Origin of the sequence: Gluconobacter oxydans, from assembly GCF_006539685.1 — a bacterium.
GTDB lineage: Bacteria > Pseudomonadota > Alphaproteobacteria > Acetobacterales > Acetobacteraceae > Gluconobacter > Gluconobacter oxydans.
In genome coordinates, this window is record NZ_BJNM01000003.1 from 166003 (window position 1) to 191836 (window position 25834).

Genomic DNA, 25834 nt, shown 5'->3' on the forward strand with positions numbered 1-25834 from the left:
TCGGAAGCGCGGCCTTTAGCGCATGAAACGCGACTTCACAACAGGGAGCCGGTCGCCTTTTTGTCTCCCGCCTCCCGCGCCAGACGCGTGGCAGTCGCCCGTGCCGGCCCCAGAGGCAGATCCAGATCCTCGGCCAGGGGCCAGCCACCATGGGCTTTCCCGGCCTCGATTCCGGCTTCCCCGTGCAGCCAGACACCTGCGCAACAGCCCTCCCAGACGTCCATCCCTGCCGCAAGCAGGGCTGCGATCACACCCGTGAGGGTATCCCCCGAACCCGCTGTCGCCAGAGCGGACGACGCATGCGTATTGATGGCAAGCCGTCCATCGGGAGCAGCAATGATCGTGTCAGGCCCTTTCATGACGACAACAGCGTTGATGCGCTTTGCGGCCGCCAGCGCGGCATCCAAACGACTACCTTCGACCGGTCCGAAGAGTTTGCGGAATTCTCCGATATGGGGCGTGACGGCCGCGACCCCTTTCAGCCGCGACAGATCCTGAGCTCCCCATGCCAGTGCCCCGGCATCCGCCAGTACGATCCGGTCAGCCTTGAGAAGCTGCGGAAGGGTCGCAGCAACTTCGTCTTCAGTCAGGCCGGGACCGCAGATCCAGACCTTGCGTCGCGCATCCTCCAGCAATTCGGAAAGCGGCGCATCGTCCACGATCAGGCCGGGATCACCGAGTCGGTAGGCAGGAGCCCCCTCGCCCGCCGAGATCCGCACAAGACCGGCCCCGCTGCGGCGCGCACCGCGAGCCGAGAGCCGGGTCGCGCCAGGCATTTCAGCCCCACCGCAAAGACTGACGACACCACGGCGGTATTTATAGTCCCCGTCCCCCGAAACCGGCAGACTCCACAGACCAGGCTTATTATGCTGCACAACGGGTGTAATGCCGTCCCATGCCGCGTCAGGCATGCCGATATCGGCGCAGATCACCTCACCACACAGATCAGAACCGGGTTGCAGGACATGCCCGGGACGCGGACGGACAAAGGTGACCGTAAGCGTACAGTCGCGGGCCTTGCCAAGGATTTCACCCGAGGCTCCGGCCACGCCGCTCGGCATATCGATGGCAACGACCTCCCGGGCGGCCGCAAGAACAGCCGCAACATCATCCGCAACAGGACGCTTCAGCCCCGAACCGAAAACCGCATCCACGACCAGATCGGCCCCCGCCAGTTCCTCAGCCGTGAACGGCACCATGAGGCCGGTCCAGCATGCAGCCATTTCGGCAGCAGGCGTCCCGGGTTTGGGAGCAGCGAGCGCGGCAACGCGGACAGACCACCCCCACCGCGCGAGATTGCGGGCCACGACATAACCGTCCCCGCCGTTGTTTCCCGGCCCACAGGCAACCGTGACACGACGCGGCGAAAAACGGTTACGGATGACGCGCGCCACGGCCCATCCGGCATTTTCCATCAGACGTGTGGATGGAAGGATGGCAGCAGCCGCATGATCCATGCGGTCGCTCTCCTCGGGCAACAGCAATGCGAAAGGATGGCGGGATACAGGGCTGGATATTTCAGGGCTTGGCATCTCGGGGCGTTCTCCTGCTGGACTCATGACAGCAAAGCATGACCGGCTGTTGCGTTGCCTCTTTCGGGGTCCCTCAATTCCGCTTCCCTCTGGCGCTGAGGGGCTTGCGTCGGGTATTCAGGGAAATGCTTCGGGAATGTTCTTCCCCCTTTTTTCCATTTTCAACCATGACGAGGATCAATGACAGGGTCGATCATCTGGAGCCTCGTGCTCGCAATCCATCTGCTGTGCATGACCTACTGGGTCGGCGGCTCGATCTATTCGACGCTCGTTGTCCGCTCCACGGTCGGACTGCTGGATCCGGGCCCGCGTAACTCCGTCCTGCTTCAGGGTTACACGCGCTTTTTCCGCGGCCTCTATCAGGTCGTCCCGTTCTCGCTGCTGAGCGGCTGGGGCCTGATTTTCCATGAAGGCGGATTTGCAGCCGTGCCCTGGCCGGTCAATGCGATGCAGCTTCTGGGCCTCGCCATGGCGGTCATTTTCATTCTGACCGTTCAGGGCCCCTTCCGCCGGGCCCGACGCGCCATGCGTCCCCAGCCCGCGCTGTTCGACACCCTGCGCAGCCGTACCGCCATGATGGCGGGACTGGGTGTCCTGACCATTCTTGTCGCCGCAATGGCACGCGGCATCTGAAATCGTATGCGATACGGCGCCAAAAGGGCCGTATCGCTTGCCATTCCTGCCATTTATCGATAACGCACCAGTTATAGCTGCGGGCAATTGCCCCGCCCTCAACTCCGGCCCGCATCCATTCGGGTGTGCGCCGTCAAAGAGAGTCTCGAGAGTCATTTGAGCGCGAAAACGACCTCCGGTCCTTCCAAGCCCCGTACGACTGCAACGCCCAGACGCGGACGCCCCTCTGCTTCGCGTGCTGCCGCAGCCGCAACTTCCCCGACTGTTGCCGATGAAGGCGAAACGTCTCCGGTAACGGAAACTCCTGCTGCCAAGGCACCGCGTACGCGCCGCACGAAGACTGCGGCTCCCGCGACGGAAAAGACGGCGGAAGTGAAGACACCAGCACGCCGGCCCCGCAAGGCAGCCACGCCTGCTGCCGAGTCCGCGACTGAAAGCGAAGCCCCTGCTCCGAAAACGACAGGACGCCGCAAGAAGGCTGTTACAGAACCGGAAGCAGTGACCGAGCCTGCCGAGGCGGCTGCAGCCGCACCGGCCCCTCGTCGTCGTCGCTCCACAAAAGCAGCCGAGACCGTGACGGAAGAGGTCGAAGCCGCCCCCAAACGCCGTGGCCGTCCCCGCAAGACGCCGGTTGTGGAACAGCCCGCCGCCGAAGTCGTGACGGAAGAAACCGTGGAAGCTCCTGCCGCGCCGCGCCGTCGTGGCCGTCCCCGCAAGGTGGATGTCGCAGCTGCCGCAGAGGCCCCGGTAGAAGCGCCCGTCGAAAAGAAGGCGCGCCCCTCCCGTCGCAAGGCCTCCGCCCCGGTCGTGGAAACCCCGGAACCCGCTGCCGAAGAAACCCCTGCCGTTCAGGCCGAGCCCACGAAGAGCGAAAAGCCTGTACGGCGCCGCCGCACCAAAGCGGCCACTGCAACACCGGCTGTCGTTGAAGAAACCGTTGAGGCACCCGCCGTCGTTGAGACCGTCGTGGTTGCCGAGGACGTGTCCGACAGGCCGCGCTTTGCCGATCTGGGACTGAGCGAGCCGATCATGCGGGCCATCGAGGAGCTAGGTTATGAACACCCCACTCCCATTCAGGCCCAGGCCATTCCCGAAGTCCTGAAGGGCCATGACGTTCTGGGTGTCGCCCAGACCGGAACCGGCAAGACGGCCTCTTTCACGCTGCCGATGCTCCAGAAGCTGGCTGGCTCCCGCGCCCGCGCCCGGATGCCGCGCTCGCTGATCCTGGAGCCCACGCGTGAACTGGCATTGCAGGTTGCCGAGAACTTCAAGCTCTACGGTAAATATCTGCGTCTGACCCATGCGCTGCTGATCGGTGGCGAGAGCATGGCCGAACAGCGTGACGTGCTGAACCGTGGCGTGGATGTACTGATCGCGACTCCGGGCCGCCTGCTCGACCTGTTCGGACGTGGCGGCCTGCTTCTGACGCAGACCAGCACGCTCGTGATCGACGAAGCCGACCGCATGCTGGACATGGGCTTCATTCCCGATATCGAAAAAATTGTGGCACTCCTGCCCGCCCATCGCCAGACCCTGTTCTTCTCCGCCACGATGGCGCCGGAAATCCGCCGTCTGGCCGATGCTTTCCTCCGTCACCCGGTGGAAATCACGGTGTCGCGTCAATCTTCCGTGGCCACGACGATCGAAGAAGCTCTGGTCATCGTGCCGGAGGACGAGAAGCGTCGCACGCTCAAGAAGCTGCTGCGTCGTGAGAACGTCCAGAGCGCCATCGTGTTCTGCAATCGCAAGCGCGATGTGGACATGATCCAGCAGTATCTGACCAAGCATGACATCGAAGCCGGACATCTTCACGGAGATCTAGCCCAATCCCTGCGCTTCTCGACGCTGGAGCGTTTCCGCTCTGGTGAACTGAAGTTCCTGGTATGCTCGGATGTGGCAGCGCGCGGCATCGATATCGGCGGCCTGTCGCATGTTTTCAATTATGATCTGCCGTTCAACGCGGAAGATTATGTGCATCGCATCGGACGGACCGGTCGTGCAGGCAACGAAGGCCATGCCTTCAGCCTGGCAACCCCGCGCGATCGCAGACTGCTGGAAGCCATCGAGACCCTGACAGGCAAGGTAATTGCCCGTCCGGTTCTTGAAGGCATCACGACCGTTGACTGGGCGCCCGAAGAGGGTGAACGCCGCCCGGCCGAAACCGCGACGCCCGCACCGCAGGACGTGGCGGAAGAAGGAGAGCAGCGTCCCCGCAAGCGCCGTCGTGGCGGTCGCAAGCGCAATCGTGGCGATCGCGACGAGAGCGAGACCGTTCAGCAGGTTGCTCCCACAGCCGTCGCTTCTGTCGCGGTGATCGAGGCCCCTGTCAGCCACCGTTCGGTTGAACTGGCCCCCGCTTTCGAGAACGATGGGCCAAAGACGGGCTTTGGTGGTGATACGCCCGCTTTCATGCTGGTCCCGCGCCGCAGGAAAGTCACGGTTTCCGGTAGCACCGATCCTGCTGCTCCTGTTCAGCATGATGGGCGCCATTACGGTAATGAATGATACCTTGACCGGGGTTGCAGAACTCCGGATTGAAGGACTGGGTGCGGCAGGCGACGGCGTTGCGCATCTTGATGGCCAGACCGTTTTCATCCCGGGCACTCTGCCCGGGGAAGACATCCGGGTCCGCCTTGCCCCCGCTCATCCCGAACTCATTGACATCGTTCACGCATCCCCCGACCGCGTAACGCCCCCGTGCGACCTGTTTGGCGAATGCGGCGGCTGTGCGTTGCAGCACCTCTCCCTGCCAGCCCTGCTGGACTGGAAGGCACAGCGCGTCACACAGGCCCTCACGGCAGCGGGTTTCACGGATCTGCCGCCTGCACGGATGTTCCAGACAACGCCGAAAACCCGGCGCCGCATGGATTTTGCTGTCCAGCGCGTGCCAGGCGGCGTGATCATCGGGCTGCATCGCCGCAATGGCGATCCCGTGGACATGACGGAATGTCACGTCCTGCATCCCGCGATTTTCGGACTTCTCGCCCCTTTGCGTGAGGTTCTGGGAAGTCTGGGCGCACTGACGGGCCGCGGGAGCCTGATGGTCAACCTGCTCGACAGCGGGCCTGACCTGACACTGCAGACCCCGGCTCCCCTGACGAGTGCCGACCGCCTCAAGCTGGCAGCCTTTGCCCGCGAGCATGATCTGTCGCGGATCTCCTGGCAGGATCCGAAAGATCTGGGCATCGAGACGGTGGCCCAGTCCGGCCCGGTCCGGGAAGATTTCGGTGGCGTGATCGTCTCCCCGCCTCCTTCCGCCTTTCTTCAGGCGACCGCTGATGCCGAGAAGGCCATTGTCACGGCTGTTGTGGACGGATTGCCGTCGCTCAACAAGAAGGACGTAACGGTCGAACTGTTTGCCGGATGTGGCACCCTGACCTTTCCGATGTCCGAAAAAGGCCGGGTCATGGCCTATGAAGGCAATCTGGGGGCCGCAAACTGCCTGAAGGCTGCCTCCGGTGGACGCCGCGTTGATGGATTTCATCGGGATCTGGGGCGCCAGCCGCTTCTGCCGCATGATCTGAAATCGACGCGGGCCGTGGTTCTTGATCCGCCTTACGCGGGTGCGGGCGCACAAACGATGCCTCTGGCCAAGTCGGCCGTGCCGGACATCGTTTATGTAAGCTGCAATCCGGCCGCGCTTGAAAAAGACGGCAAGGCTCTGTGGAACGCAGGCTTTTCGGTCATCGGCCTGACGATCGTGGACCAGTTCCTGTGGTCCACGGAAGTCGAAGCCGTGGTCGTGCTGTCACGTGACGTGAAGCGGATCAGACGTGAAAACTCTCGCCGCAGCCGCAACGACCTTTCTCGTTCGGATTCCTGAACGTAAAACCGGATTCGAGGTCCTTGACCTCGTAATCCATGACAGTACCGGTCAGGAACAGGGTCGCCTTGCGATCCACCAGAAGGGTCACGCCCTGATCCTCGATCCGCTCATCAGTCGGCTCCGGGGCCGTCACGAAATTCATTTCGTAAGACAGTCCCGAGCACCCACGCGTTCCCACGCTGATGCGCAGGAGCTGCCCCTGATGGGAGCCTGCGTAAAGAGCCTTCAGGCGCCTGGCCGCCTGATCGGACAGGGTCATGAGAGCGGGCAGCAGGCGGCGCGTTGCAACGTCGGACATGATGGTTCTTTCCGGATCAGAACATGTTGAGGGCAAGACGGGCATCGTCGCTCATGCGGCTCATATCCCACGGCGGATCCCAGACGATTTCCACCGTAGCCTGGGTAACACCCGGAACATGGGAAACAACATCGCGCACCATTTCCGGCAGTTCCTGCGCACTGGGGCAGTTAGGCGCCGTCAGCGTCATCTCGATATGGATACGACCGTCATCATGCAGGTCGATCGCGTAGATCAGACCGAGTTCATAGATGTTGACCGGGATTTCAGGGTCATACACCGTCGCGATGGCAGCGATGACCGCTTCCTGATCGGGCGCCGTCCCTGTTGCGGGGACAGCAGCTGTATCTTCACTGGTTGTGATATCGGTCATGGCTTCACTCATGTGAGCATCATCCGGGCCCGTTCAAGGCCTTCGATCAGCGCATCGATCTCTTCAGTCGTGGTGTAAATGCCAAAACTGGCGCGCGCGGTGGCATGAACGCCGAGACGTCGCACCAGAGGTTCGGCACAATGCTGCCCGGCCCGGATGGCAATTCCAAGCTGATCCAGCAACGTTGCCAGATCATGCGGGTGCGCACCGTCCATGACGAAGGAGATCACGCCCCCGCGCTCTTCAGGCTCGCCCAGAATGCGCAGACTGTTGATCCCACGCATCTTTTCCAGAGCATAAGCGGTCAGCTCAGCTTCATGGCGCGAGGTAGCGTCATAGCCGATCTCTTCCACGAAGCGGACAGCCGCCCCCAGACCGATCGTCTCCAGAATGGCGGGCGTACCGGCCTCGAACTTGTGCGGAACATGCGCCCAGGTGGCACGCTCGAAAGACACGTTCTGGATCATGTCCCCGCCGCCCATGAAAGGCGGCATAATGTCCAGCAGCTCCATCTTCCCCCAGAGCGCCCCGATCCCCGTGGGGCCATAGAGCTTGTGACCGGTGAAGGTAAAGAAATCCGCTCCAATATCCTGCACGTCGATCTTGCGATGCACCACCGACTGCGAACCATCCAGCAGGATGCGCGCGCCGTAAGCGTGAGCGATTTCCGTCAGTTTCCGGGCCGGCGTGATCGTTCCCAGCACATTGGACATGTGCGTGACGGCGACAAGCCCCACCTTGCCATCGGACAGAAGCGCTTCATAAGCGTCCAGATCAATATCGCCGGCGTCATTGATGGGGGCGACACGCAGTTCGATACCCGCACGATCCCGGAGCATGAGCCAGGGCACGATATTGGCGTGATGCTCAAGCTCGGAAATCAGAACCGCCTGCCCCCGCTTCAGCATACTGCCGAAACTATGGGCCACGAGGTTGATGGCCTCGGTGCTGTTACGGGTGAAAACTATTTCCCGATGATCGGGCGCATTCAGGAGACGGGCCACGTCATGACGGGCGCGCTCATAGGCTTCCGTCGTGCGCTCGCTCATCCAGTGCAGGCCACGATGGATGTTGGCATACTGGTGATATGCCGCATCCCGCATGGCCTCGATCACGACATCCGGCTTCTGGGAGGAGGCCGCGCTGTCGAGAAAGACCAGAGGCCGACCATGAACGGTTTCGTTCAGGATCGGGAAATGGGCGCGGATTTTCGGCATATCCATCCCGGTACGGCTGTCAGCGAGGGTCATGACGTCATGCTCCGCAGCAGCAGATCACGCAGACCTTCGTCGGAAACCAGATCCAGCGCATCAATCAGGAAAGCGCGCACGAGCATGTCCCGCGCATCCGCTTCCGCAATACCGCGGGAGCGCAGATAGAAGAGCTGCTCGTCATCAAGCGCCCCAACAGTCGCGCCGTGGCTACACTTGACGTCGTCAGCGTAGATTTCCAGCTCGGGCTTGCTGTTGATCTGTGCCTTTTCAGACAGCAGCAGCGCCTGGTTCATCTGATAGCCGTCAGTTTTCTGGGCCACGCGATCAACAAGGATCTTGCCCTGGAAAACACCCTGCCCGGCCTCGGACAGCACCGTCTTGACGGTCTGGCGCGAGCTTCCATCGGGGGCGGCATGGTGGATCATGGACGTCAGGTCGTTCAGGCGCTGACCATCGACGATCTGTACGCCATTCACATGCGCCATGGCGTGAGGTGCGCCCAGTGTCACGACAGCTTCATGACGCGCAAGGCTGCTGCCCTGGTTCAGGGTAAAGCTGTCATATTCGCCCTTCTCCGCCACATCGGCCGAAACGATGGCGAGATGCGTGGCGGTCAGGCTCTCACGCTGCACCTTGACGTGACGCAGGGTTGCCCCCTTGCCTACGACGATATCGAAACGCGGATTGGCGATATAACGCCCCTCACCTGCGCTGACATCGTACAGTGTCAGGGACGCGCCGTCTTCCAGCACGATGCGGTGCTGAAGATGCGTCGAAACATCCTGCCCATCGGACAGGCTGACGAGCGTCAGAAGACCAGCATCCGTTCCAGCGGGAACACGAATGTCGAGACCTCTTTCACCAAGCGCCGTATTCAGTGTCGCGGAAAACACCCCCTTAAGCGGAGAGACATTTTCCGAAGCCTGCCGAACTGTTTCTGGCAGGGCCGACAACGTGCTCAGAAGCTGGCCATTGCCATAGACCATGCGGGCGCCCGTTTCAGGCAGAACCAGACGGTCCAGCAGCGCAGTGGCGGTTTCGGTCGACAGGGGTACAGCCTTCTGCCACGCCGTATCCGCGATCGAACGCAGCGGCGTATAACGCCAGGCTTCGACGCGACGCGTCGGCAGTCCCGTGTCGGCCAGAGCCGCACCCTGCCCGGCGGCACGCGCAACAAACGCCTCCAGAGCCGGAACAGCGTTCTGCGTCACGGTTGGGGTTCCGCTCACGCTGCCGCCTCGAGGAACTGCGTGTAACCCTGCTTCTCAAGCGTCTTGGCGATGTCAGGACCGCCACTATGGATGATGCGACCATGCGCCATGACATGCACGCGATCCGGCACGATGTAATCGAGCAGGCGCTGGTGATGGGTGATGACCAGAGCCGAGAAATCCGGGCTGCGCAGGGAATTCACGCCTTCAGCCACGATGCGCAGGGCATCGATGTCCAGACCGCTGTCCGTCTCGTCAAGAATGGCGAAAGACGGCTGGAGCAGACGCATCTGGAGCACTTCGTTGCGCTTCTTCTCACCGCCCGAAAAGCCAACATTGACCGCACGCTTTAGCATGTCATCGGACATGGACAGGTGCTTGGTCTCGGCGCGGACAGCCTTGAGGAAGGCCACGGCATCCAGTTCGGCTTCACCGCGCGCCCGGCGAACGGCATTCACGGCCGTGCGCAGGAAGTTCGCGTTGTTCACACCCGGCAGTTCAACCGGCGACTGAAACGCCAGAAACAGACCAAGCGCGGCACGCTCTTCAGGTTCAAGCGCCAGCAGGTCCTGGCCTTTGAACGTGGCGGAACCGCCCGTAACCTCGTAGTCGTCACGACCGGCCAGCACATAGGACAGCGTGGATTTACCCGAACCGTTCGGCCCCATGATGGCGTGGACTTCGCCCTTGGGCACCTCGAGATCGAGCCCCTTGAGGATGTCCTTAGGCGTGCCGTCGGCGTCGATGCGGGCCTGAAGACCCTGAATTTTCAGAAAATCGCTCATATTAACCCACACTTCCTTCGAGGCTGATCTGCAGAAGCTTCTGCGCCTCGACCGCGAATTCCATCGGGAGCTCCTTGAGCACCTCGCGGCAGAAACCATTGACGATCAGACCGACTGCATCTTCTTCCGACAGGCCGCGCGAACGGCAGTAGAAGAGTTGGTCTTCGGAGATTTTGGACGTGGTCGCTTCATGCTCCACGCGCGCCGTCATGTTGCGGCTTTCGATATAGGGCACCGTATGCGCGCCGCACTGGTCGCCGATCAGAAGGCTGTCGCACTGCGTGAAGTTGCGTGCGTTGCGCGCCTTCGGCTGCATGCGGACCAGACCGCGATAGGTGCTGTCGGAGTGCCCGGCGGAGATGGTCTTGGCGATGATCGTCGAGCGCGTGTTCGGCGCCAGATGGATCATCTTCGTGCCCGTATCGGCCTGCTGATGATTGTTGGTCACCGCAACCGAATAGAACTCGCCAACCGATCCCTCACCGGCGAGCACGCAGGACGGATATTTCCACGTAATGGCAGAGCCGGTTTCGACCTGCGTCCAGGAAATCTTGGACCGCGCGCCCCGGCAGATGCCACGCTTGGTGACGAAATTGTAGATGCCGCCACGGCCTTCATCGTCGCCCGGATACCAGTTCTGGACGGTGGAATACTTGATCGAGGCGTCTTCCATCGCGACAAGCTCGACCACAGCCGCATGAAGCTGGTTTTCGTCACGCTGCGGCGCCGTGCAGCCTTCCAGATAGGAGACGGTGGCGCGATCCTCCGCGATGATGAGCGTACGCTCGAACTGTCCCGTATTACGCGCATTGATGCGGAAATAGGTGGACAGCTCCATTGGGCAACGCACGCCCTCCGGAATGTAGACGAACGAGCCATCCGTGAAGACGGCAGAGTTCAGGGCCGCAAAGAAGTTGTCCGCCACCGGAACCACCGTGCCCAGATATTTCTGGACCAGTTCGGGATGCTCACGGATGGCGTCGGAGATCGGGCAGAAGATCACCCCGGCTTCGGCAAGCGTCTTGCGGAAGGTCGTCGCGACGGACACGCTGTCAAAAACGGCATCCACGGCAACGGGCAGACGCTCCTCTGCACCTTCGACACCGGCGAGCAAAGCCTGCTCATGCAGGGGAATACCCAGCTTGGCGTAGGTCTTGAGCAGCTCGGGATCGACTTCGTCAAGGCTTTTGGGGCCGGGCTTCTTCTTCGGCTGCGCGAAATAATGCGCATCCTGATAGTCGATCGGCGGATGATGGATATGGGCCCAGGTCGGCTCTTCCATTTCCAGCCACGCGCGAAAGGCCTTCAGGCGCCAGTCCAGCATCCACTGCGGCTCACCCTTGCGCTCGGAGATCAGGCGAACCGTCTCCTCGTTGAGGCCCTTGGGCGCGATATCCATCTCGATATCGGTCTCGAAACCCCATTCGTAGCTGGATTTCGCGAGCTTTTCGACTGTCTCGCGGGTTTCCGTCACGGCTGGCATGGTGTGTTGTCCTTAACTGACCGCGTCGGTCACGGAAGAAGTCTCCGCTCCGGCGGGGGCGACAGGTGCAGACGCGGGGCTGCGCCTTGGCAGGCGCTCCGCGTGACGGCCCATATCTGCCAGTGTGATGCTGTTGAGCGTTTTGAGGATGGCGTCATTCACGACATCCCACTGTCCGGACAGGCCGCACAGCGAACTGTGCTCGCACTCGCGTCCGTCACAGCAGGCCGTGATGGCGATCGGACCATCCACAGCAGCAATAACGGTTGCGACCGTCACGGTTTCAAGTTCGCTGGAAAGACGGTATCCGCCGCGGGCGCCACGATGGGACAGAACCAGGCCACTGGAGGCCAGTCCCTTGAGAAGCTTGGCGACGGTCGGTTCAGGAACGCCGGTTTCCACTGCAAGGGCTGCTGCTGTTGCCAGTCCTTCGTGACGACCGAGATGGACCAGAAGGACAGTGGCGTAATCGGCCAGTTTTGACAGCCTCAGCATCGCTTGCACACTCACATCTTGTTCTAATTCAAGACTTGCTAAGTCCTGATTTGTTCCAAATGACCCAATCCCGGGCAAAGGTCAAGACTTCTGTATCCCCCCGTCTCCGGACATGGAATGTTACACGCCAAAAAACAGTCGGGAAACGCCGTCGAGCGCCGCTCCGGCAAGAAAACCGACAACGGTGCCATTTATGCGGATATAGGCCAGATCCCGCCCCACCCGCGACTCCAGCCGGGCCGCCAGATCATTACCATCCCAGCCCGCCATGACAGCCGCGATAAACCCCGAGAGCTTTTCACGCAGGCCAGGCAGGATCCGCTGGACGGTACTTTCGACAGCCTGATTAACCTTCAGCCGCAGGGATTCATTGGAGCGCAGGGCACTGGCGAGCTGGACGATGGCCGCATCGATGACGGTGGCGCTCCAGCCATCCTCGCGTCCGCTGTCTTCCTCAACCATGCGCCGCAGACGCTCCCACAGCTCCGAACTCCATCCCTTGAGGCTGGTATGCGTCAGGACAGACGTGATCGTATCGGCCATGTCCTTGCGCCGGGCAGGATCGTTTTCAATACGGTCGATCTCACCCCGGACCCAGGTGGTGAACCCGTGCCGCAGTTCCGAGTCCATCGGATCGACCCGCTCGAACTCGGCATGCAGCGCCATGAGGACGCGGCTGGCGACCGAACCACCAATGGCCCAGCCCAGAAAACGCCCCCCCTGCTCGCGCACACGTTCTTCCACGAAATGACGCAGATCGGACTCACGGGAGGTCACGGTCGTCTTAATGCGCTCCAGCAGGAAGGACAGGACCTCCTGATGCATCTCGCTGTCCACCATCGCCCGCATCCCACGCGAAACGAGGGGAGCCATTTCCTCACCATTCAGCAGAACCGGAAGCGCGCGCGAAATGGCAGTCTTGGCGCGCCCGTCTTCCATCCGGTCGAACATCAGCGGAATGGCGGAGCGCATGCTGGTGACGAGCGTCTGGCGGTTCGCCGGGTCGTTCAGCATGTCGGCAATCAGGCCGGAGAGGTCGATTTTCGACAGGGCACGGCGGACATCGTCCTCCGTGAAGAACTGACCGGAAATGAAGCGCCCCAGCGCCTGGCCGAGCCGTTCTTTCTGCCGCGGCAGAATGGCCGTATGGGGAATGGGCAGCCCCAGCGGATGACGGAACAGGGCCGTAACCGCAAACCAGTCAGCAAGACCACCCACAACGCCTGCCCGCGATCCGGCACGCAACAGGCCGAACGCAAGACTGCCGTCCCCGATATGACGGGCGGCTGCAAGTGTCGTTCCCGCAGCGAGAACACCCATGCCGACGAGCAGGCCGCCGGCCATGAACCTGGGCGAGAAACCTGTGGGGCTGGATTTCCGGGAAACGGGTGGGGTCGTGTCCGCGTGCATGAGCGCACCGATAGCATCATCCTGCCGTGCTGTCGCGCCCAGAGCAAGGTTGCGCTTGATGACAGGGCATGAAAAGTATTGCGCCCCGTCTTCGTCCCATTTTTTCCGCAGAAGCGAGACTGCTCCCGATGTCTGACTGCGCCTCCCGGCTCGATCCGTCCCTCCATGACCGTATTGACGCAATGACGTCACGGCTTCTCCATGAGCGCGATGGCCTCGCAGACCTGATTGCATCCATTGGACAGGGCCTGTCGGACGACGACCGGAGCGAGAGCAGGACGCAGCTGGACGAAATCGAGAATGTCGTCCGCGCCCTGCGTGACGAGCATTTCGTAGAACGGGCCGCCCATCTGCGCTCCTATGTCGGGCTCGATACCGCTGCTCCCCAGGGCCGCCTCGAAGCCGTGGCGAAACGCCTTGTCGATCAGGCCCCGGCTGCCGTCTCCCTGACGGTGCCGCAGATTGCCGCCGTCTTTACCGCCCACCCGACCTTCGCACTGGCGGACGGCGTCTATGAAATCCTGACGCAGCGTGCTGAAAATCCGGAACTGCCGGTGCCCTGCCTGAAGACGCATCGCCGTCCGGCCCCCCCGACACTGGCGCAGGAACAGGCGCTAGCTCTGGCAGCTATCCTGCGGGGACGTGATGCGCTCGACGATCTGACCGAAGCGCTGCTACAGGAAATGTCCCAGCGCTGGTCCGGCGAGGCCGGTCAGGTCGATCCCTCGCCCGTCATCCTCGCAAGCTGGGTCGGGTTCGATACCGATGGCCGGAACGACATCGGCTGGTGGGACACGCTGCGGATCCGCCTTGAGCTGAAATCCTCCCAGCTTCATCGCCTCACGGACGGACTGGAGCGCCTGGGCCTGCAGGACAGCGCACTGGCCATGCGCGCGCGCCGGGCGATCGAGGCGGTCAAGACGCAGCACGCCGCCTGCCCGACCGGCAAGGACGCAGCTCCGGAAATCATCAAGGATTTTGCTCAGACACTGATCGCCTGCCGGGACAAGGCGCTGCTCGACGCCACCGAGCTTCTGCCGCTGTTCCAGGACGCAGCGGTCGGGCTGGATGATGAAGCCAGACTGCACCTGCGAACCATCCGTGCCGGCTTCATGAACCACGGCCTCGGGATCGCCCGGATCCATACAAGGCTGAATGCCGCACAGATCTACAACGTGGCCCGCACCCGGCTTGGCCTGACCGATGATCCCGCCCTGCCCTCACGTCGGCGCGTTCTGCTGGCCAGGATCGATGAGGCCCTTTCGGACCTGAAACCCCGCGCCGTGGATTTCGGAGCCCTGCTGGTCGAGCCCGCCTCAGCCGCGCGGCTGATGATGACGATGGCGCAGATCCTCAAGCACATCGATTCCGGCTCGCCCATCCGCTTCCTCATTGCCGAAACCGAAAGCGGCTATACCCTGCTCGCCACGCTCTGGCTGGCACGCCTGTTCGGGATCAAGGACAACCAGATCGAGATCTCGCCGCTGTTCGAGACGGAAAGCGCGCTTGAAAACGGCGAGACCATTCTGGAAGAGGCTTTCCGCTCCAGCCACTGGCGCGATTACCTGAGGGCGAACGGCCGCCTGTCGCTTCAGTTCGGATATTCCGACTCGGGTCGTTATGTCGGACAGCTCGCAGCCACCAACCTGGTCGAACGCCTGCGCATGCGGACCCTTTCCCTGCTGGCAGAGCACGGCCTGGAGGACGTCTCCCTGACGCTGTTCGACACGCATGGCGAAAGCATCGGACGGGGCGCGCATCCGTTCAGCCTGCGCCAGCGTCTGGACTATTTCTCCCCTGCCCGCACGCGCCTTGCCATGCGCGAGGCCGGGATCGGCTGCCGGGTCGAAACCGCATTCCAGGGCGGAGACGGCTACACGCTGTTCGGCACGAAGGCGCTTGCGGCCTCCACCATCGCAACGCTGGCGGAACATGTGGCCGATATCCCGCTGGACACGAAAGATCCGGTTTATACGCGGCCTGACTTCGCATCGGATTTCTTCTCCACCATCGCGCTCGACATGGGCGCACTGGTCGATGATCCGGGCTATGCAGCGCTGCTGAGCGCATTCGGTCCGGCCCTGATCGACAAGACAGGATCGCGTCCTTCCGCGCGTCAGTCGGACGCGGCGACGGTCACACGCATCACCCATCCGGGACAGCTCCGCGCCATTCCCAACAACGCCATTCTCCAGCAGCTGGGCTGGTGGGCGAATGTGCTGCATGGACTTGGCAACGCGGCGCAGCGTCATCCCGAAACATTCGAGCAGTTCGCCACGGAATCCTCGCGTTTCCGCGAAGCCATGGATTTCGCCCGTCAGGCCCTGGCCCACTCGGATCTGGACGTACTGCGGACGACGATCCACCAGCTCGATCCCGGAACCTGGCTGGACCGTGCAGCGAAAGCCCGGAGCGATGAAGAACGTCAGAGCCTGCTGTGCATTTCGCACGGTCTGGAACTGCTGCGCTTCTGGGCCAGTGGCCCGGCCATGTTCCGGCGCATCCAGGCGGATCATATCGCCCTGCGCGCAGCCTGGCCGGATGCGCCCCGTATGGAAGCCCGCGAGAAGCTGCTTCATGCCATCCGTTTCGCCCTCATCGACCGGCTGTGGGCGCTTTCAACCCGCATCCCCTATTTCGGGCCGCGCAACAGCCTGACACGCGAAGCGATCACGAACCTGATCCTCTGCCTGGATGTGCCGCGCGCGCTGCATCTGCTGGAAGATCTGTTCCCGGTCACCGCTCCCAGCGTTGCCAATCTCGACTTCGGGGAGCCGGGTGACGCCGCTGAAGCCGCCGGTTTCGCGCGGGAGCATGAGGAAATCTTCGCGCCGCTGTCACGCTGCTTTGCACTGCTGCGTGAGATCGGCGTGGCGATCATGCACGCCAACCGGGCTTTCGGCTGAGGAATGATCCGCGGCCGCAACTCTTGTCCAGTGCGGCCGCCTGCGGTTAGAAAGCTCGCGTCATAACATTCAACGGAAAGTTCCTCTGCATGCTTCGCAAGGCCCTTCTTCTGGGTGCAGCCATGATGGCTGTGCCTGCTCTGGCGGCAGGTCCTGCCACACCGGCGCCCAATGCTGACAGCGTGACGAACGGAACCGTAACGGTCAATGGTGCGACCATCCCCTACCGGGCAGTTGCAGGCACCATTCTGGTTCATGGCGCCGACTACAACGATTCCGGCGATATCCTGGCCAAGCGTGGCACCAAGCTCGATGGCGGCAAGGATGACGACAGCAAGAACGCGCCCGTCGCCTCCATGTTCTACACCGCCTATTTCAAGGAAGGCGTTCCCGCCGAAAAGCGCCCGATCACCTTCCTCTATAACGGCGGTCCGGGCTCGGCCTCTGTCTGGGTTCACATGGGCACCTTCGGCCCGCGCCGCGTGAACACGCCGGGTGACACCCATCTGCCGGCCGCTCCGTATGCGCTCATCAACAACCCGCAGTCCCTGCTGGACGTCTCGGACGTCGTCTTCATCGACGCGCCGGGCACGGGTTTCTCGCGGATTGCCGGCAAGGACGCTGACAAGGAATTCCTTGGCGTCGATGGTGACGGTGAAGCCTTCACCCACTTCATCTCGAAGTTCCTGGCCAAGTATCACCGCTACAACTCGCCCAAATACCTGTTCGGCGAGAGCTATGGCACGATGCGCTCGGCCGTGGTCATCAACGACCTTGAGCAGGACGAGAACATCGACTTCAACGGCGTGATCCTGCTGTCGCAGATCCTGAACTACGACAACAGCGATGACAGCCCGCAGTTCAATGCAGGCATGGACGATCCGTATGTGCTCGCCCTGCCCACCTACGCCGCCACGGCCTGGTACCATCACTGCCTGCCGGCCGAACATCCGGACCTGAAGGCTTTCCTGCATGAGGTCGAGCATTTCGCAATGACCGACTACACGCTGGCCCTGCGTCAGGGTGCGGATCTGCCGGAAGACCAGCGTCAGGCCATTGCGGCAAAGCTGCATGACTACACGGGCCTGCCGGTCGACTACATTCTGCGGGCGGATCTGCGCGTCAATGGCGGCGAATTCGACCAGCAGCTTCAGGCGAAGACCGGGATGGCGACGGGCCGTCTGGACACCCGCTATTCAAGCCCGACGATCGATCCGATGAGCCAGGAAGTGGATTACGATCCGCAGTCCAGCGCCATCAGCTCGGCTTATGTCACGGTCTTCAACGACTACGTCCGCAACACGCTCAAATACGGCACGGACGAGGATTACCGCCTCTATAACAGCCAGGACCACTGGGACAGCCATCACCGTCAGCCCGGCCACGGCTACCAGCCCAAGGGCGAGCCGAACGTCATGACGGATCTGGCCATGGCGATGAAGACCAATCCGAACCTGCATGTCATGCTCAACGCCGGCTACTACGATCTCGCAACGCCTTATTTTGAAGGCGTGTACGAGATGAAGCATCTGCCGATGCCGAACAGCCTGCAGAAGAACATCGAATATGCGCAGTACACGTCCGGCCACATGGTCTATGTGGACCCGGCGACGCTGCAGCAGCTCCATGACAACGTGGCAGCCTTCATCCGTCGGACAGACAATCTGCACTGATCCCTGACGGGACCGGACAAGGCGGCGAAGGGGAAACCTTTCGCCGCTTTTTTTGTGCTCAGCCCTTCCGGACAGGCCAGCCGATCCGCACAAGGACGCAGTCAGGCCCGTTGACCGCAAACTCGTACATGCCCCAGGGCCTGACCGACGGCCCTTCCTTCTCAAGGACTTGGCCAGCGAAGGCCTGCGCCAGCGCACCCACATCCGGACGACGGAAATAAAGACCGAACGGATTGTGCCCGGCCTCCACCCAGCCGGGAACAGCCTGCGTCAGATGGAGTTCCTCACCGTCCGCCGTTTCCAGAAGCCTGTATTCGGCTGAACTTCCGTTGCGGGACGAGAAGCCGAGGACCGCAAAAAACTGCTCTGCCTGCGCGAGATCGTTCACCGGCAGAATGGCAATGACGGATCTCCGGGGTTCAGACTGGGACATCAGGTTTTTCCTTGAAAGGGGAACACAAAAAACCCCGCCAGATTGCTCTGGCGGGGTCTGATGTTTCACCGGAGTGAAGAAATCAGGCGGACTTCGCGATGATTTCTTCAGCCACGTTGCGCGGCACCGGATCGTAGTGATGGAACTGCATGGTGAAGGATGCACGACCCTTCGTTGCAGAACGCAGGTGCGAGATGTAGCCGAACATTTCCTTCAGCGGCACCTGTGCGCGGATCATGACGGTCGAACCAGCGGTTTCCTGGTTCTGGATGATGCCGCGGCGACGGTTGAGATCGCCCACGACGTCACCAACGTGATCGTTCGGCGTGGTGATTTCCACGTCCATGATCGGCTCGAGGATCACCGGACCGGCGTTCTTCATGCCTTCACGGAAGCAGGCCTTGGCGGCGATTTCGAAGGCCAGAGCCGACGAGTCAACGTCATGGTACTTACCGTCGAGCAGCGTGAACTTGAAGTCCACGGTCGGGAAGCCGGCGAGAACACCCGTGGTGCTCTGCATGCGGATGCCCTTTTCGACAGCCGGGATGTATTCCTTCGGAACCGTACCACCGACGACCTTGTTCTCGAAGATGATCTCATCCGGCTTCTCGGAAGGAGCGAACTCGATCTTGACTTCAGCGAACTGACCCGAACCACCAGACTGCTTCTTGTGGGTGTAGGTCTCGACATGCGGCTTCGTGATCGTCTCACGATAGGCCACCTGCGGTGCACCGATGTTGGCATCGACGCCGTATTCACGACGCAGACGGTCAACGATGATGTCCAAGTGAAGCTCGCCCATGCCGGACAGGATGGTCTGACCCGTTTCCTGATCGGTCTTGAGGTGCAGGGACGGATCTTCGGCCGTCAGCTTCTGCAGGGCCAGCGTCATCTTCTCGACGGCGTCCTTGGTCTTCGGCTCGACGGAGATGTCGATGACCGGGACCGGGAACTGCATACGCTCCAGAACCACCGGATCGGCGGCATCGGCAAGCGTGTCACCCGTGACGGTGTCCTTGAGGCCCACGAATGCGGCGATGTCACCGGCACCGACGGACTTCACTTCCTGACGCTTGTCGGCGTGCATCTGGAACATGCGACCGACGCGTTCCTTGTGACCCTTCGTCGTGTTCAGTATGGTGTCGCCGGAGTTCAGGACGCCACGATAGACGCGGACGAAGGTCAGCGTGCCGTACTTGTCGGAGATGATCTTGAACGCAAGGCCAGCGAACTTGCCATCCGGATCAACCGGAACGATCGGCAGGAAGTCCTCGTCGACCTCTTCGCCTTCCGGCGGAGCGATGCGGATGCCTTCGACTTCGTCAGGAGCCGGCAGGTAGTCGATGACGGCGTCGAGCAGGGGCTGCACGCCCTTGTTCTTGAAGGCCGTACCGCACATGACGGGACGGAATTCGCCGGAGATCGCACCCTTCTTGATGCACTTCTTCAGGATTGCGACGTCCACGTCACCCTTCTCGAAGTACTCTTCCATGGCAGCGTCGTCCATGGCGAGAGCCGTGTCGAGCAGCGTCTGGCGGGCTTCGGCAGCCTTTTCCTTCAGATCGTCAGGGATCTCTTCGTAGTGGAACTTGGCGCCGAGTTCGCCGCCTTCCCACACGATGGCGCGCATCTCGACCAGGTCGACCACACCGATGAAGTTTTCTTCGGCGCCGATCGGGAGCTGCAGCGGCACTGCAACGATGTCGAGCTTCTCCTTCAGCGTGCTGAAGGCGTAGTAGAAGTCCGCACCGGTACGGTCGAGCTTGTTGATGAAGATGATGCGCGGAACGTTGTAACGGTCAGCAAGGCGCCAGTTCGTTTCGGACTGCGGCTGCACGCCGGCCACGCCTTCGATCACGAAGATCGCGCCATCGAGCACGCGGAGCGAACGGTTGACTTCGATGTTGAAGTCGATGTGGCCCGGGGTGTCGATGATGTTGATGCGGTGGTCGTTCCACTCACACGTCACGGCTGCCGAGGTGATCGTGATGCCACGCTCACGTTCCTGCGCCATGTAGTCGGTCGTGGTGTTGCCTTCGTGGACCTCACCGATCTTGTGAGAGACACCCGTGTAATACAGGATACGCTCGGTCGTCGTGGTCTTACCGGCATCGATATGCGCGGTAATACCGATGTTGCGAATCTTCGAGAGAGCCGACTTGGCTTCCTGAACGCTTTCGGACACGGAGAACCTCCAAAATACAATGAAAGGTGTTTCAGCCTGAACCGAAACACCTCCGCTGCGGTCCTATTGAAAGGACCGAACCTGATTTATCCCAGTGGCGGCTGAATGACGCAGACCGCCATGGTTTTCAAGAGCAATCTTGTTACCAAACAAAGTCCGGCAAAGATTTCTCAGGCGGTCTGGGCAGCCTTGCGTTCCTGAACGCGCAGGATACGGCGCTTGATGACCTGGGCTTCCGTCGGAAGCTTGCGGTTCGGCGTACCCAGCAGGAACGAATCCAGTCCACCGTTGTGCTCGACCGTGCGGATACCGTCGGTGGACAGGCGCATGCGCACCGAAGCACCGAGAATATCGGAGATCAGCGTGGTCTCCTGCAGGTTCGGGAGAAAACGACGGCGGGACTTGTTATTGGCGTGGCTGACGTTGTTGCCCGTCAGCACGCCCTTGCCCGTGATCTGGCAACGGCGAGACATGGTGGTACTTTCCTCGATGCTGGATGACGCAGGACAGCGAGGTCCGGCGTGTTCCGTAAATCAGGCGCGGCTTATGACGTATGCTTGGGGGCTTCGTCAACCCCCGAGAGCTGTCCAGCGACGTTTTCACCGGCCTGTGCGGCCCACATTGCGGCATAATGGCCACCTGCAGACAGCAGTTCCGTATGGCTTCCCTGCTCCACCACGCGCCCCGCGTCAAGCACCACGATGCGATCGGCATCCTGAACCGTGGAAAGACGGTGCGCGACAATAACTGTCGTGCGCGCCTGCGACAGGACGGCCAGCTCCTTCTGGATGGCGACTTCCGTGCGGGTATCAAGCGCGCTCGTAGCCTCGTCCAGCAGAAGGATGCGCGGGTCCTTGAGGATGACGCGCGCAATGGCCACACGCTGCTTCTCTCCCCCGGAAAGCTTCAGGCCGCGCTCGCCAACAACAGTGTCATATCCATCGGGAAGTTCACGGATGAAGGCATCGATCTGCGCACTCCGGGCCGCCTTCTCGATCTCCTCACGCGACGCTGACAGGTCCCCATAGGCAATGTTTTCGCCGATGCTGGAATTGAAGAGCACCGTGTCCTGCGGAACCGTCCCGATGATGTTCTGAATGTCAGTCGGCGCAATATCGCGCAGGTCATGACCGTCAATGCAGACCGAACCTTCGGTCGGATCATAGGCCCGGGTCAGCAGACGCCCCAGGGTGGATTTGCCTGACCCGGTATGCCCCACAATGGCCAGAGACGTACCTGCGGGAATATTGATGGAAACATCATGCAGGATCTGCCGCGCAGGGCTGTAGCCAAAGGAAACATGCCGGAACGCAACGGACGCCGCCCCCGCTTCCGACAGCTTTCCCGGCAGACGAACCGGCTGGACGGCATGGGTGATCTCGGAGCGCACGGCAAGCAGTTCGAGATAATTCTCCAGATCAACGCGCGCATTGCGCCAGCCTGCACTGACGTAATTCAGGGCGCCTACGGATGAGTACAGTCCGCTCAGATAACTGCCGATCAACACGAACTGCGCAACCGCCAGCCGGTGCGCCACGATATCATGAGCCGCCATGGCCAGCAGGGTCGTCGTCGTGACCGCAATCAGAATGCCGCGGCTGATCTGGGAGAGGCTGACATAACGCTGAAGGCTGATTTCAACCTGCCGGAGATCCTTCCGGGCCGCGTCATAACGGGCGATTTCATGCGGTTCGTTGGCGAAACTGCGGACCGTCTCGAAATTCAGAATGCTGTCGACCAACTGATGCTGGGCCTCGTTGCTCGCACGGTTGCGGGCCCGTCTCGCCGTCATTCTCAGACGGGTAAAGACATAAGAGACAGAAGAATACAGCCCGAGCGCCAGCAGAAGCAGCCCGACGTAACGCCAGTCAAAGATCTTCAGAATGACGGTCAGCGTCATGATGAGTTCGATGACATTAGGCAACACGTTGAACAGCGCCAGGGACAACAGCGTCCCGACCGCATCCGCCCCCCGGTCAAGCGTGCGCGTCAGGGAACCGGTCTGCCGGTTCAGATGGAAACGCACGCTCAGATCATGCAGATGGCGCAGGCCAAGCACCGCCACACGACGCTGAAGATCCGTTTCGACAGGTTTGACCAGAAGCTCCCGCAGCGGGGTCGCCAGCCCCGAAATGATCCGGATGACCGCATACTGGGCAATCAGCCAGACCGGAACAGCCAGCAGGGTCTCGGGACGTGACAGGCTGCTGACCATGCGGCTGAAGAGCCAGGGCGTGGCGACGGCCGTGCCGCTTTCCACCAGAAGAATGACGAGTGCAAAACCGATGCGTGTCGCGTCGGGCCAGAGTTTTTCGGGCCGGATCATGGGCCACAGCACCCGCAGGGAGAGCGCTTCAGATGTCGAATCGGTTTTCTTGAGCATCAACAGACTATGGGAAGTGCAGGCGATGCTTTGCAAATGCCTGTCTGCATGCGACATATTGCTCTGTGTCTGACAAATCCTTCCCCCCTGCCCTCGAACCCTTTCTTCGGCATATTGCAGCCTGCAACAGCGCAGTCCTGCCAGGTGGCCGCCTTCCGTTTTTCTGCGGATCAGAACAGATCGGCTGGGTCAGCCCCACAACCGCACAGGCGCTTCAATCATTGGGCCTTCAGAAGGACCAGGGTTTCGGCGTAAACGCCGGCACGGAGCTTCTGCCGCTCTCCCAGACCCTGTGCGACATGGGGCTCTACGCGTCCCATGAGGAAGCCTTCGATGTCCGTAATGACAGCGGCGTCGTTCTGGGCCAGGTGGATCGCGGCGCCATACCGGTTCTGGGACTGGCCGCCGAAGGCGTGCATCTGAACGGACTGGTCGAACGTGAGGACGGACTTTTCCTTTGGGTAGCCCGTCGCAGCATGAGCAAGCGTCTGGATCCGGGAAAACTGGATCATCTGGTCGCAGGCGGCATGAGCGCAGGCCTCGATCCGCAGACAACGGTCATCAAGGAAGCGCAGGAAGAAGCGGGAATCCCAACGGAACTGGCAGCAACCGCCCGCGCCGTCAGCCGGATCGAATACGCGCTTGAGCGCCCCGAAGGGCTGCGACGCGACGTGCTGCACTGCTATGACCTGCTCCTTCCGCAGGGGTTTACGCCCATAGCGGAGGATGGCGAAGTGGAGAGCTTTTACCTTCTGCCCATTCAGGAAGTCGTCGCGCTGGTCCGGGACACCGATGCGTTCAAGTTCAACGTCAATCTTGTCCTGATCGACCTGTTCATTCGCCGCGGCCTGTTCGCCCCTGCTGAAGCCGCGATCCTGCAAAACGCCCTGACGGGTCGGACTGCGTGAAGAAAACGCTGCTTCTGCTGACCCTGACAGCCCCACTGCTCGGCGGATGCATCGTTCCTGTCAGCGTCACACCCAATCTGTGCCGCGAAATCCAGACCCGCGACGGTCTGCAGATCAGACTGATGTTTGGTCTGACACGCCCCGATGGCAGCATCATCGATGGCGATGACTGGCAGAATTTCGTGGACAGCGAAATCACACCGCGCTTTCCCGCAGGTTTCACCGTGATCGACGCGCAGGGGCAGTGGTATGATGCAGCAGGCCACCGGATTATCCGAGAAGCATCGCGAATCGTCTGGATCGTGGCTCCGTCTTCGGATCGCAACCTGCAGCCTTATCTGAAAGCCATTCGTCAGGCGTATCAGAAACGTTTCAGTCAGCAGGCCGTCGGACTGGCCATCCAGTCCGGCTGCTCTTCATTCGAAAACGTGCCCGTGGAATAGTTCCATGATGCGGAACAGTGTTACTCAGGTTCCTGCATCTTTCTTCATCCGGACTTCTCTCGTCGGAGCAGGTCTCTCTGCACAGGACGACAGTTCAGACATATTTTCATTCCGGAATTCTCATGACCGATTTTTCTCCGCCTCCTTCTCCCGACACCATCACGGTCGAGGCCTCTGCCTCAACCGGAACGATCCAGCGGCGTGCCCGGGGCTTTCTGGCGCTCTTCTTCGTGGCGATCGGCCTTTACACGCTCAAGGGCTTCCTGCCTGCACTGCTGTGGGGCTGCGTGTTCGCCATTTCGATCTGGCCCCTCTACCGCAGGGCCGAGCTGCGCTTCGGACGCAGCGACTGGCTGCCGATGGTCTTCACGCTGGCGGTGGCACTGATTTTCCTGGTGCCGGTCTCGCTGGTCGGTGTGAAGGTCGCGGATGAGGCGCGAAGTGCGCTGGAATGGATTGATGACGTGCGGAACAACGGCATCCCGATGCCGGAATGGGTCCCGCACCTGCCGTTCCTGTCCGCCCAGGCCACCAACTGGTGGCAGAACCACATGACGAGCCCGCAACGCCTGTCCCATCTGCTTCATTCGGTGGATGTGGGACATGGCATGCAGATGACCAAACAGGTCGGATCACAGCTTGCACGCCGCGGCACGCTGTTCGCCTTCTCGCTCCTGACGCTGTTCTTCCTGCTCAAGGATGGAGACAGCGTGATCCGCAAATGCCTGCTCGGATCGCAGCGCCTGTTCGGCGAACAGGGTGAGAGTCTAGCCAAACAGATGATCTCGTCCGTGCACGGCACGCTGGCAGGGCTTGTTCTGGTGGGTCTGGGCGAAGGGGCGATCATGGGCATCGTCTACATGGCAACAGGCGCGCCCCAGCCCCTGCTGTTTGCGATGGTGACGGCCGTGGCGGCCATGATCCCGTTCCTGGCCTGGCCGACGGTCGGACTGGTGGCCCTGCTTCTGCTGGCAAAGAGCAGCATGATCGGTGCAATCGTCGTCTCGGCCGTCGGCTCAGTCGTGATCTTCATCGCAGATCACTTCATCCGCCCCGCCCTGATTGGCGGCAGCACGAAAATGCCGTTCCTGTGGGTTCTGCTGGGAATTCTGGGAGGGGCCGAGACCTGGGGTCTGCTGGGCCTGTTCCTTGGACCGGCCATCATGGCCGCGCTGCATCTGCTGTGGACACTCTGGACGGAAGTCAATCCGCGCAAAGGCGTCTATGCAGAAGACAAAGGATCTTAAAGAAAGGGAAATTACCGCAGGACTGGTCGGGCAGGCGGGATTCGAACCCACGACCCCCAGTCCCCCAGACTGGTGCGCTACCAGGCTGCGCTACTGCCCGTCGTCCTGCGGTGGCGGTGGTTTAGCAGTGTCCCGCCGTCACCGCAATGGGGCATTGTGACTAGACGGGCAGAAGATTTCGCAAATTGCTAAGCTCTTCGAGAATTTCGCGCAGTTCCGAACGCAGCAGGCTGTTTTCAGCCTCGGTCTTTTCCAGCGTATTGAAAAGAAGTTCGTTTTCGTCACGCAGGTTCACGAGCAGAGCAGAATCTGGCGCTTCGGCTTCGGCTTCGGCTTCGGCTTCGGCTTCGGCTTCGGCTTCGGCTTCGGCTTCGGCTTCGGCTTCGGCTTCGGCTT

At 61.4% G+C, this 25834-nt stretch carries 22 protein-coding genes and 1 tRNA gene; 8 read left to right on the top strand and 15 right to left on the bottom strand.

Annotation, left to right across the window (positions count from 1 at the left end):
- Positions 1-35 precede the first annotated feature (35 nt).
- On the bottom strand, positions 36-1532 hold the full coding sequence (locus GOX01_RS02645; protein ID WP_011251689.1) for a bifunctional ADP-dependent NAD(P)H-hydrate dehydratase/NAD(P)H-hydrate epimerase: 1497 nt from the start codon (positions 1530-1532) through the stop codon (positions 36-38).
- 180 nt (positions 1533-1712) lie between these two features.
- On the opposite strand from GOX01_RS02645, the gene GOX01_RS02650 reads away from it, so the two are divergent.
- From GOX01_RS02650 to GOX01_RS02660, 3 genes are all read left to right on the top strand, one after another.
- Entirely contained in the window at positions 1713-2165 is a 453-nt protein-coding gene (locus GOX01_RS02650) for a hypothetical protein (RefSeq protein ID WP_011251690.1), read from the top strand.
- A gap of 372 nt (positions 2166-2537) precedes the next feature.
- Positions 2538-4670 carry a DEAD/DEAH box helicase gene (locus GOX01_RS02655; protein WP_408871924.1) on the top strand — a complete coding sequence of 711 codons (2133 nt, stop codon included), beginning with the start codon at positions 2538-2540 and terminating at the stop codon, positions 4668-4670.
- Positions 4645-5988 (top strand): class I SAM-dependent RNA methyltransferase, encoded by a 1344-nt coding sequence (locus GOX01_RS02660; protein ID WP_034954717.1) that lies wholly within the window; start codon positions 4645-4647, stop codon positions 5986-5988. The genes GOX01_RS02655 and GOX01_RS02660 overlap by 26 nt, the downstream gene beginning before the upstream one ends.
- Here the strand turns inward: GOX01_RS02660 and GOX01_RS02665 are convergent.
- The 8 genes from GOX01_RS02665 to GOX01_RS02700 all read right to left on the bottom strand — a co-directional run bounded on the left by GOX01_RS02665 (position 5933) and on the right by GOX01_RS02700 (position 13452).
- On the bottom strand, positions 5933-6289 hold the full coding sequence (locus GOX01_RS02665) for a HesB/IscA family protein (RefSeq protein ID WP_024717289.1): 357 nt from the start codon (positions 6287-6289) through the stop codon (positions 5933-5935). The two genes, GOX01_RS02660 and GOX01_RS02665, sit on opposite strands and share 56 nt — an antisense overlap.
- A 16-nt stretch (positions 6290-6305) precedes the next feature.
- Complete coding sequence (locus GOX01_RS02670; RefSeq protein ID WP_011251693.1) at positions 6306-6674, bottom strand: SUF system Fe-S cluster assembly protein; 369 nt, start codon at positions 6672-6674, stop codon at positions 6306-6308.
- Entirely contained in the window at positions 6671-7912 is a 1242-nt protein-coding gene (locus GOX01_RS02675; RefSeq protein WP_062269754.1) for a cysteine desulfurase, read from the bottom strand. Before GOX01_RS02675 ends, GOX01_RS02670 begins: the two co-directional genes overlap by 4 nt.
- On the bottom strand, positions 7909-9105 hold the full coding sequence (gene sufD, locus GOX01_RS02680) for a Fe-S cluster assembly protein SufD (RefSeq protein WP_231139140.1): 1197 nt from the start codon (positions 9103-9105) through the stop codon (positions 7909-7911). The genes GOX01_RS02675 and sufD overlap by 4 nt, the downstream gene beginning before the upstream one ends.
- Complete coding sequence (sufC, locus tag GOX01_RS02685) at positions 9102-9872, bottom strand: Fe-S cluster assembly ATPase SufC (RefSeq protein ID WP_011251696.1); 771 nt, start codon at positions 9870-9872, stop codon at positions 9102-9104. The genes sufD and sufC overlap by 4 nt, the downstream gene beginning before the upstream one ends.
- Before the next feature lies 1 nt (position 9873).
- Positions 9874-11355, bottom strand: coding sequence for a Fe-S cluster assembly protein SufB (sufB, locus tag GOX01_RS02690; protein ID WP_011251697.1), 1482 nt, complete (start codon positions 11353-11355; stop codon positions 9874-9876).
- Positions 11356-11367: 12 nt separating this feature from the next.
- The gene (locus GOX01_RS02695; protein WP_011251698.1) at positions 11368-11850 is read right to left on the bottom strand and encodes an SUF system Fe-S cluster assembly regulator; all 483 of its coding nucleotides are present in this window, start codon (positions 11848-11850) and stop codon (positions 11368-11370) included.
- Positions 11851-11970: 120 nt separating this feature from the next.
- Positions 11971-13452, bottom strand: a complete 1482-nt coding sequence (locus tag GOX01_RS02700; RefSeq protein ID WP_231139139.1) for a DUF445 domain-containing protein — start codon at positions 13450-13452, stop codon at positions 11971-11973.
- On the opposite strand from GOX01_RS02700, the gene GOX01_RS02705 reads away from it, so the two are divergent.
- Positions 13389-16166: a phosphoenolpyruvate carboxylase gene (locus GOX01_RS02705; RefSeq protein ID WP_024717287.1), complete on the top strand. Its 2778-nt coding sequence runs from the start codon at positions 13389-13391 to the stop codon at positions 16164-16166. The two genes, GOX01_RS02700 and GOX01_RS02705, sit on opposite strands and share 64 nt — an antisense overlap.
- An 89-nt stretch (positions 16167-16255) precedes the next feature.
- On the top strand, positions 16256-17839 hold the full coding sequence (locus GOX01_RS02710; RefSeq protein WP_011251702.1) for a S10 family peptidase: 1584 nt from the start codon (positions 16256-16258) through the stop codon (positions 17837-17839).
- A gap of 58 nt (positions 17840-17897) precedes the next feature.
- Here the strand turns inward: GOX01_RS02710 and GOX01_RS02715 are convergent, their stop codons facing one another.
- The 4 genes from GOX01_RS02715 to GOX01_RS02730 all read right to left on the bottom strand — a co-directional run bounded on the left by GOX01_RS02715 (position 17898) and on the right by GOX01_RS02730 (position 22783).
- The gene (locus GOX01_RS02715; protein WP_011251703.1) at positions 17898-18272 is read right to left on the bottom strand and encodes a VOC family protein; all 375 of its coding nucleotides are present in this window, start codon (positions 18270-18272) and stop codon (positions 17898-17900) included.
- Between the two features lie 82 nt (positions 18273-18354).
- On the bottom strand, positions 18355-20457 hold the full coding sequence (gene fusA, locus GOX01_RS02720) for an elongation factor G (RefSeq protein ID WP_011251704.1): 2103 nt from the start codon (positions 20455-20457) through the stop codon (positions 18355-18357).
- A gap of 170 nt (positions 20458-20627) precedes the next feature.
- Positions 20628-20930: a 50S ribosomal protein L28 gene (gene rpmB, locus GOX01_RS02725; protein WP_011251705.1), complete on the bottom strand. Its 303-nt coding sequence runs from the start codon at positions 20928-20930 to the stop codon at positions 20628-20630.
- Between the two features lie 71 nt (positions 20931-21001).
- On the bottom strand, positions 21002-22783 hold the full coding sequence (locus GOX01_RS02730) for an ABCB family ABC transporter ATP-binding protein/permease (RefSeq protein ID WP_228119086.1): 1782 nt from the start codon (positions 22781-22783) through the stop codon (positions 21002-21004).
- 278 nt (positions 22784-23061) lie between these two features.
- On the opposite strand from GOX01_RS02730, the gene GOX01_RS02735 reads away from it, so the two are divergent.
- From GOX01_RS02735 to GOX01_RS02745, 3 genes are all read left to right on the top strand, one after another.
- On the top strand, positions 23062-23748 hold the full coding sequence (locus GOX01_RS02735; RefSeq protein WP_024717285.1) for an NUDIX hydrolase: 687 nt from the start codon (positions 23062-23064) through the stop codon (positions 23746-23748).
- Positions 23745-24191, top strand: coding sequence for a DUF3574 domain-containing protein (locus GOX01_RS02740; protein WP_011251709.1), 447 nt, complete (start codon positions 23745-23747; stop codon positions 24189-24191). The genes GOX01_RS02735 and GOX01_RS02740 overlap by 4 nt, the downstream gene beginning before the upstream one ends.
- Before the next feature lie 122 nt (positions 24192-24313).
- Complete coding sequence (locus tag GOX01_RS02745) at positions 24314-25438, top strand: AI-2E family transporter (RefSeq protein ID WP_062269752.1); 1125 nt, start codon at positions 24314-24316, stop codon at positions 25436-25438.
- A 23-nt stretch (positions 25439-25461) separates the two neighbouring features.
- Here GOX01_RS02745 and GOX01_RS02750 read toward each other — a convergent pair.
- A tRNA-Pro gene (locus tag GOX01_RS02750) sits at positions 25462-25538 on the bottom strand.
- A gap of 60 nt (positions 25539-25598) precedes the next feature.
- A partial coding sequence (locus tag GOX01_RS12825; RefSeq protein WP_371858523.1) for a hypothetical protein occupies positions 25599-25834 on the bottom strand: 236 nt, incomplete at its 5' end.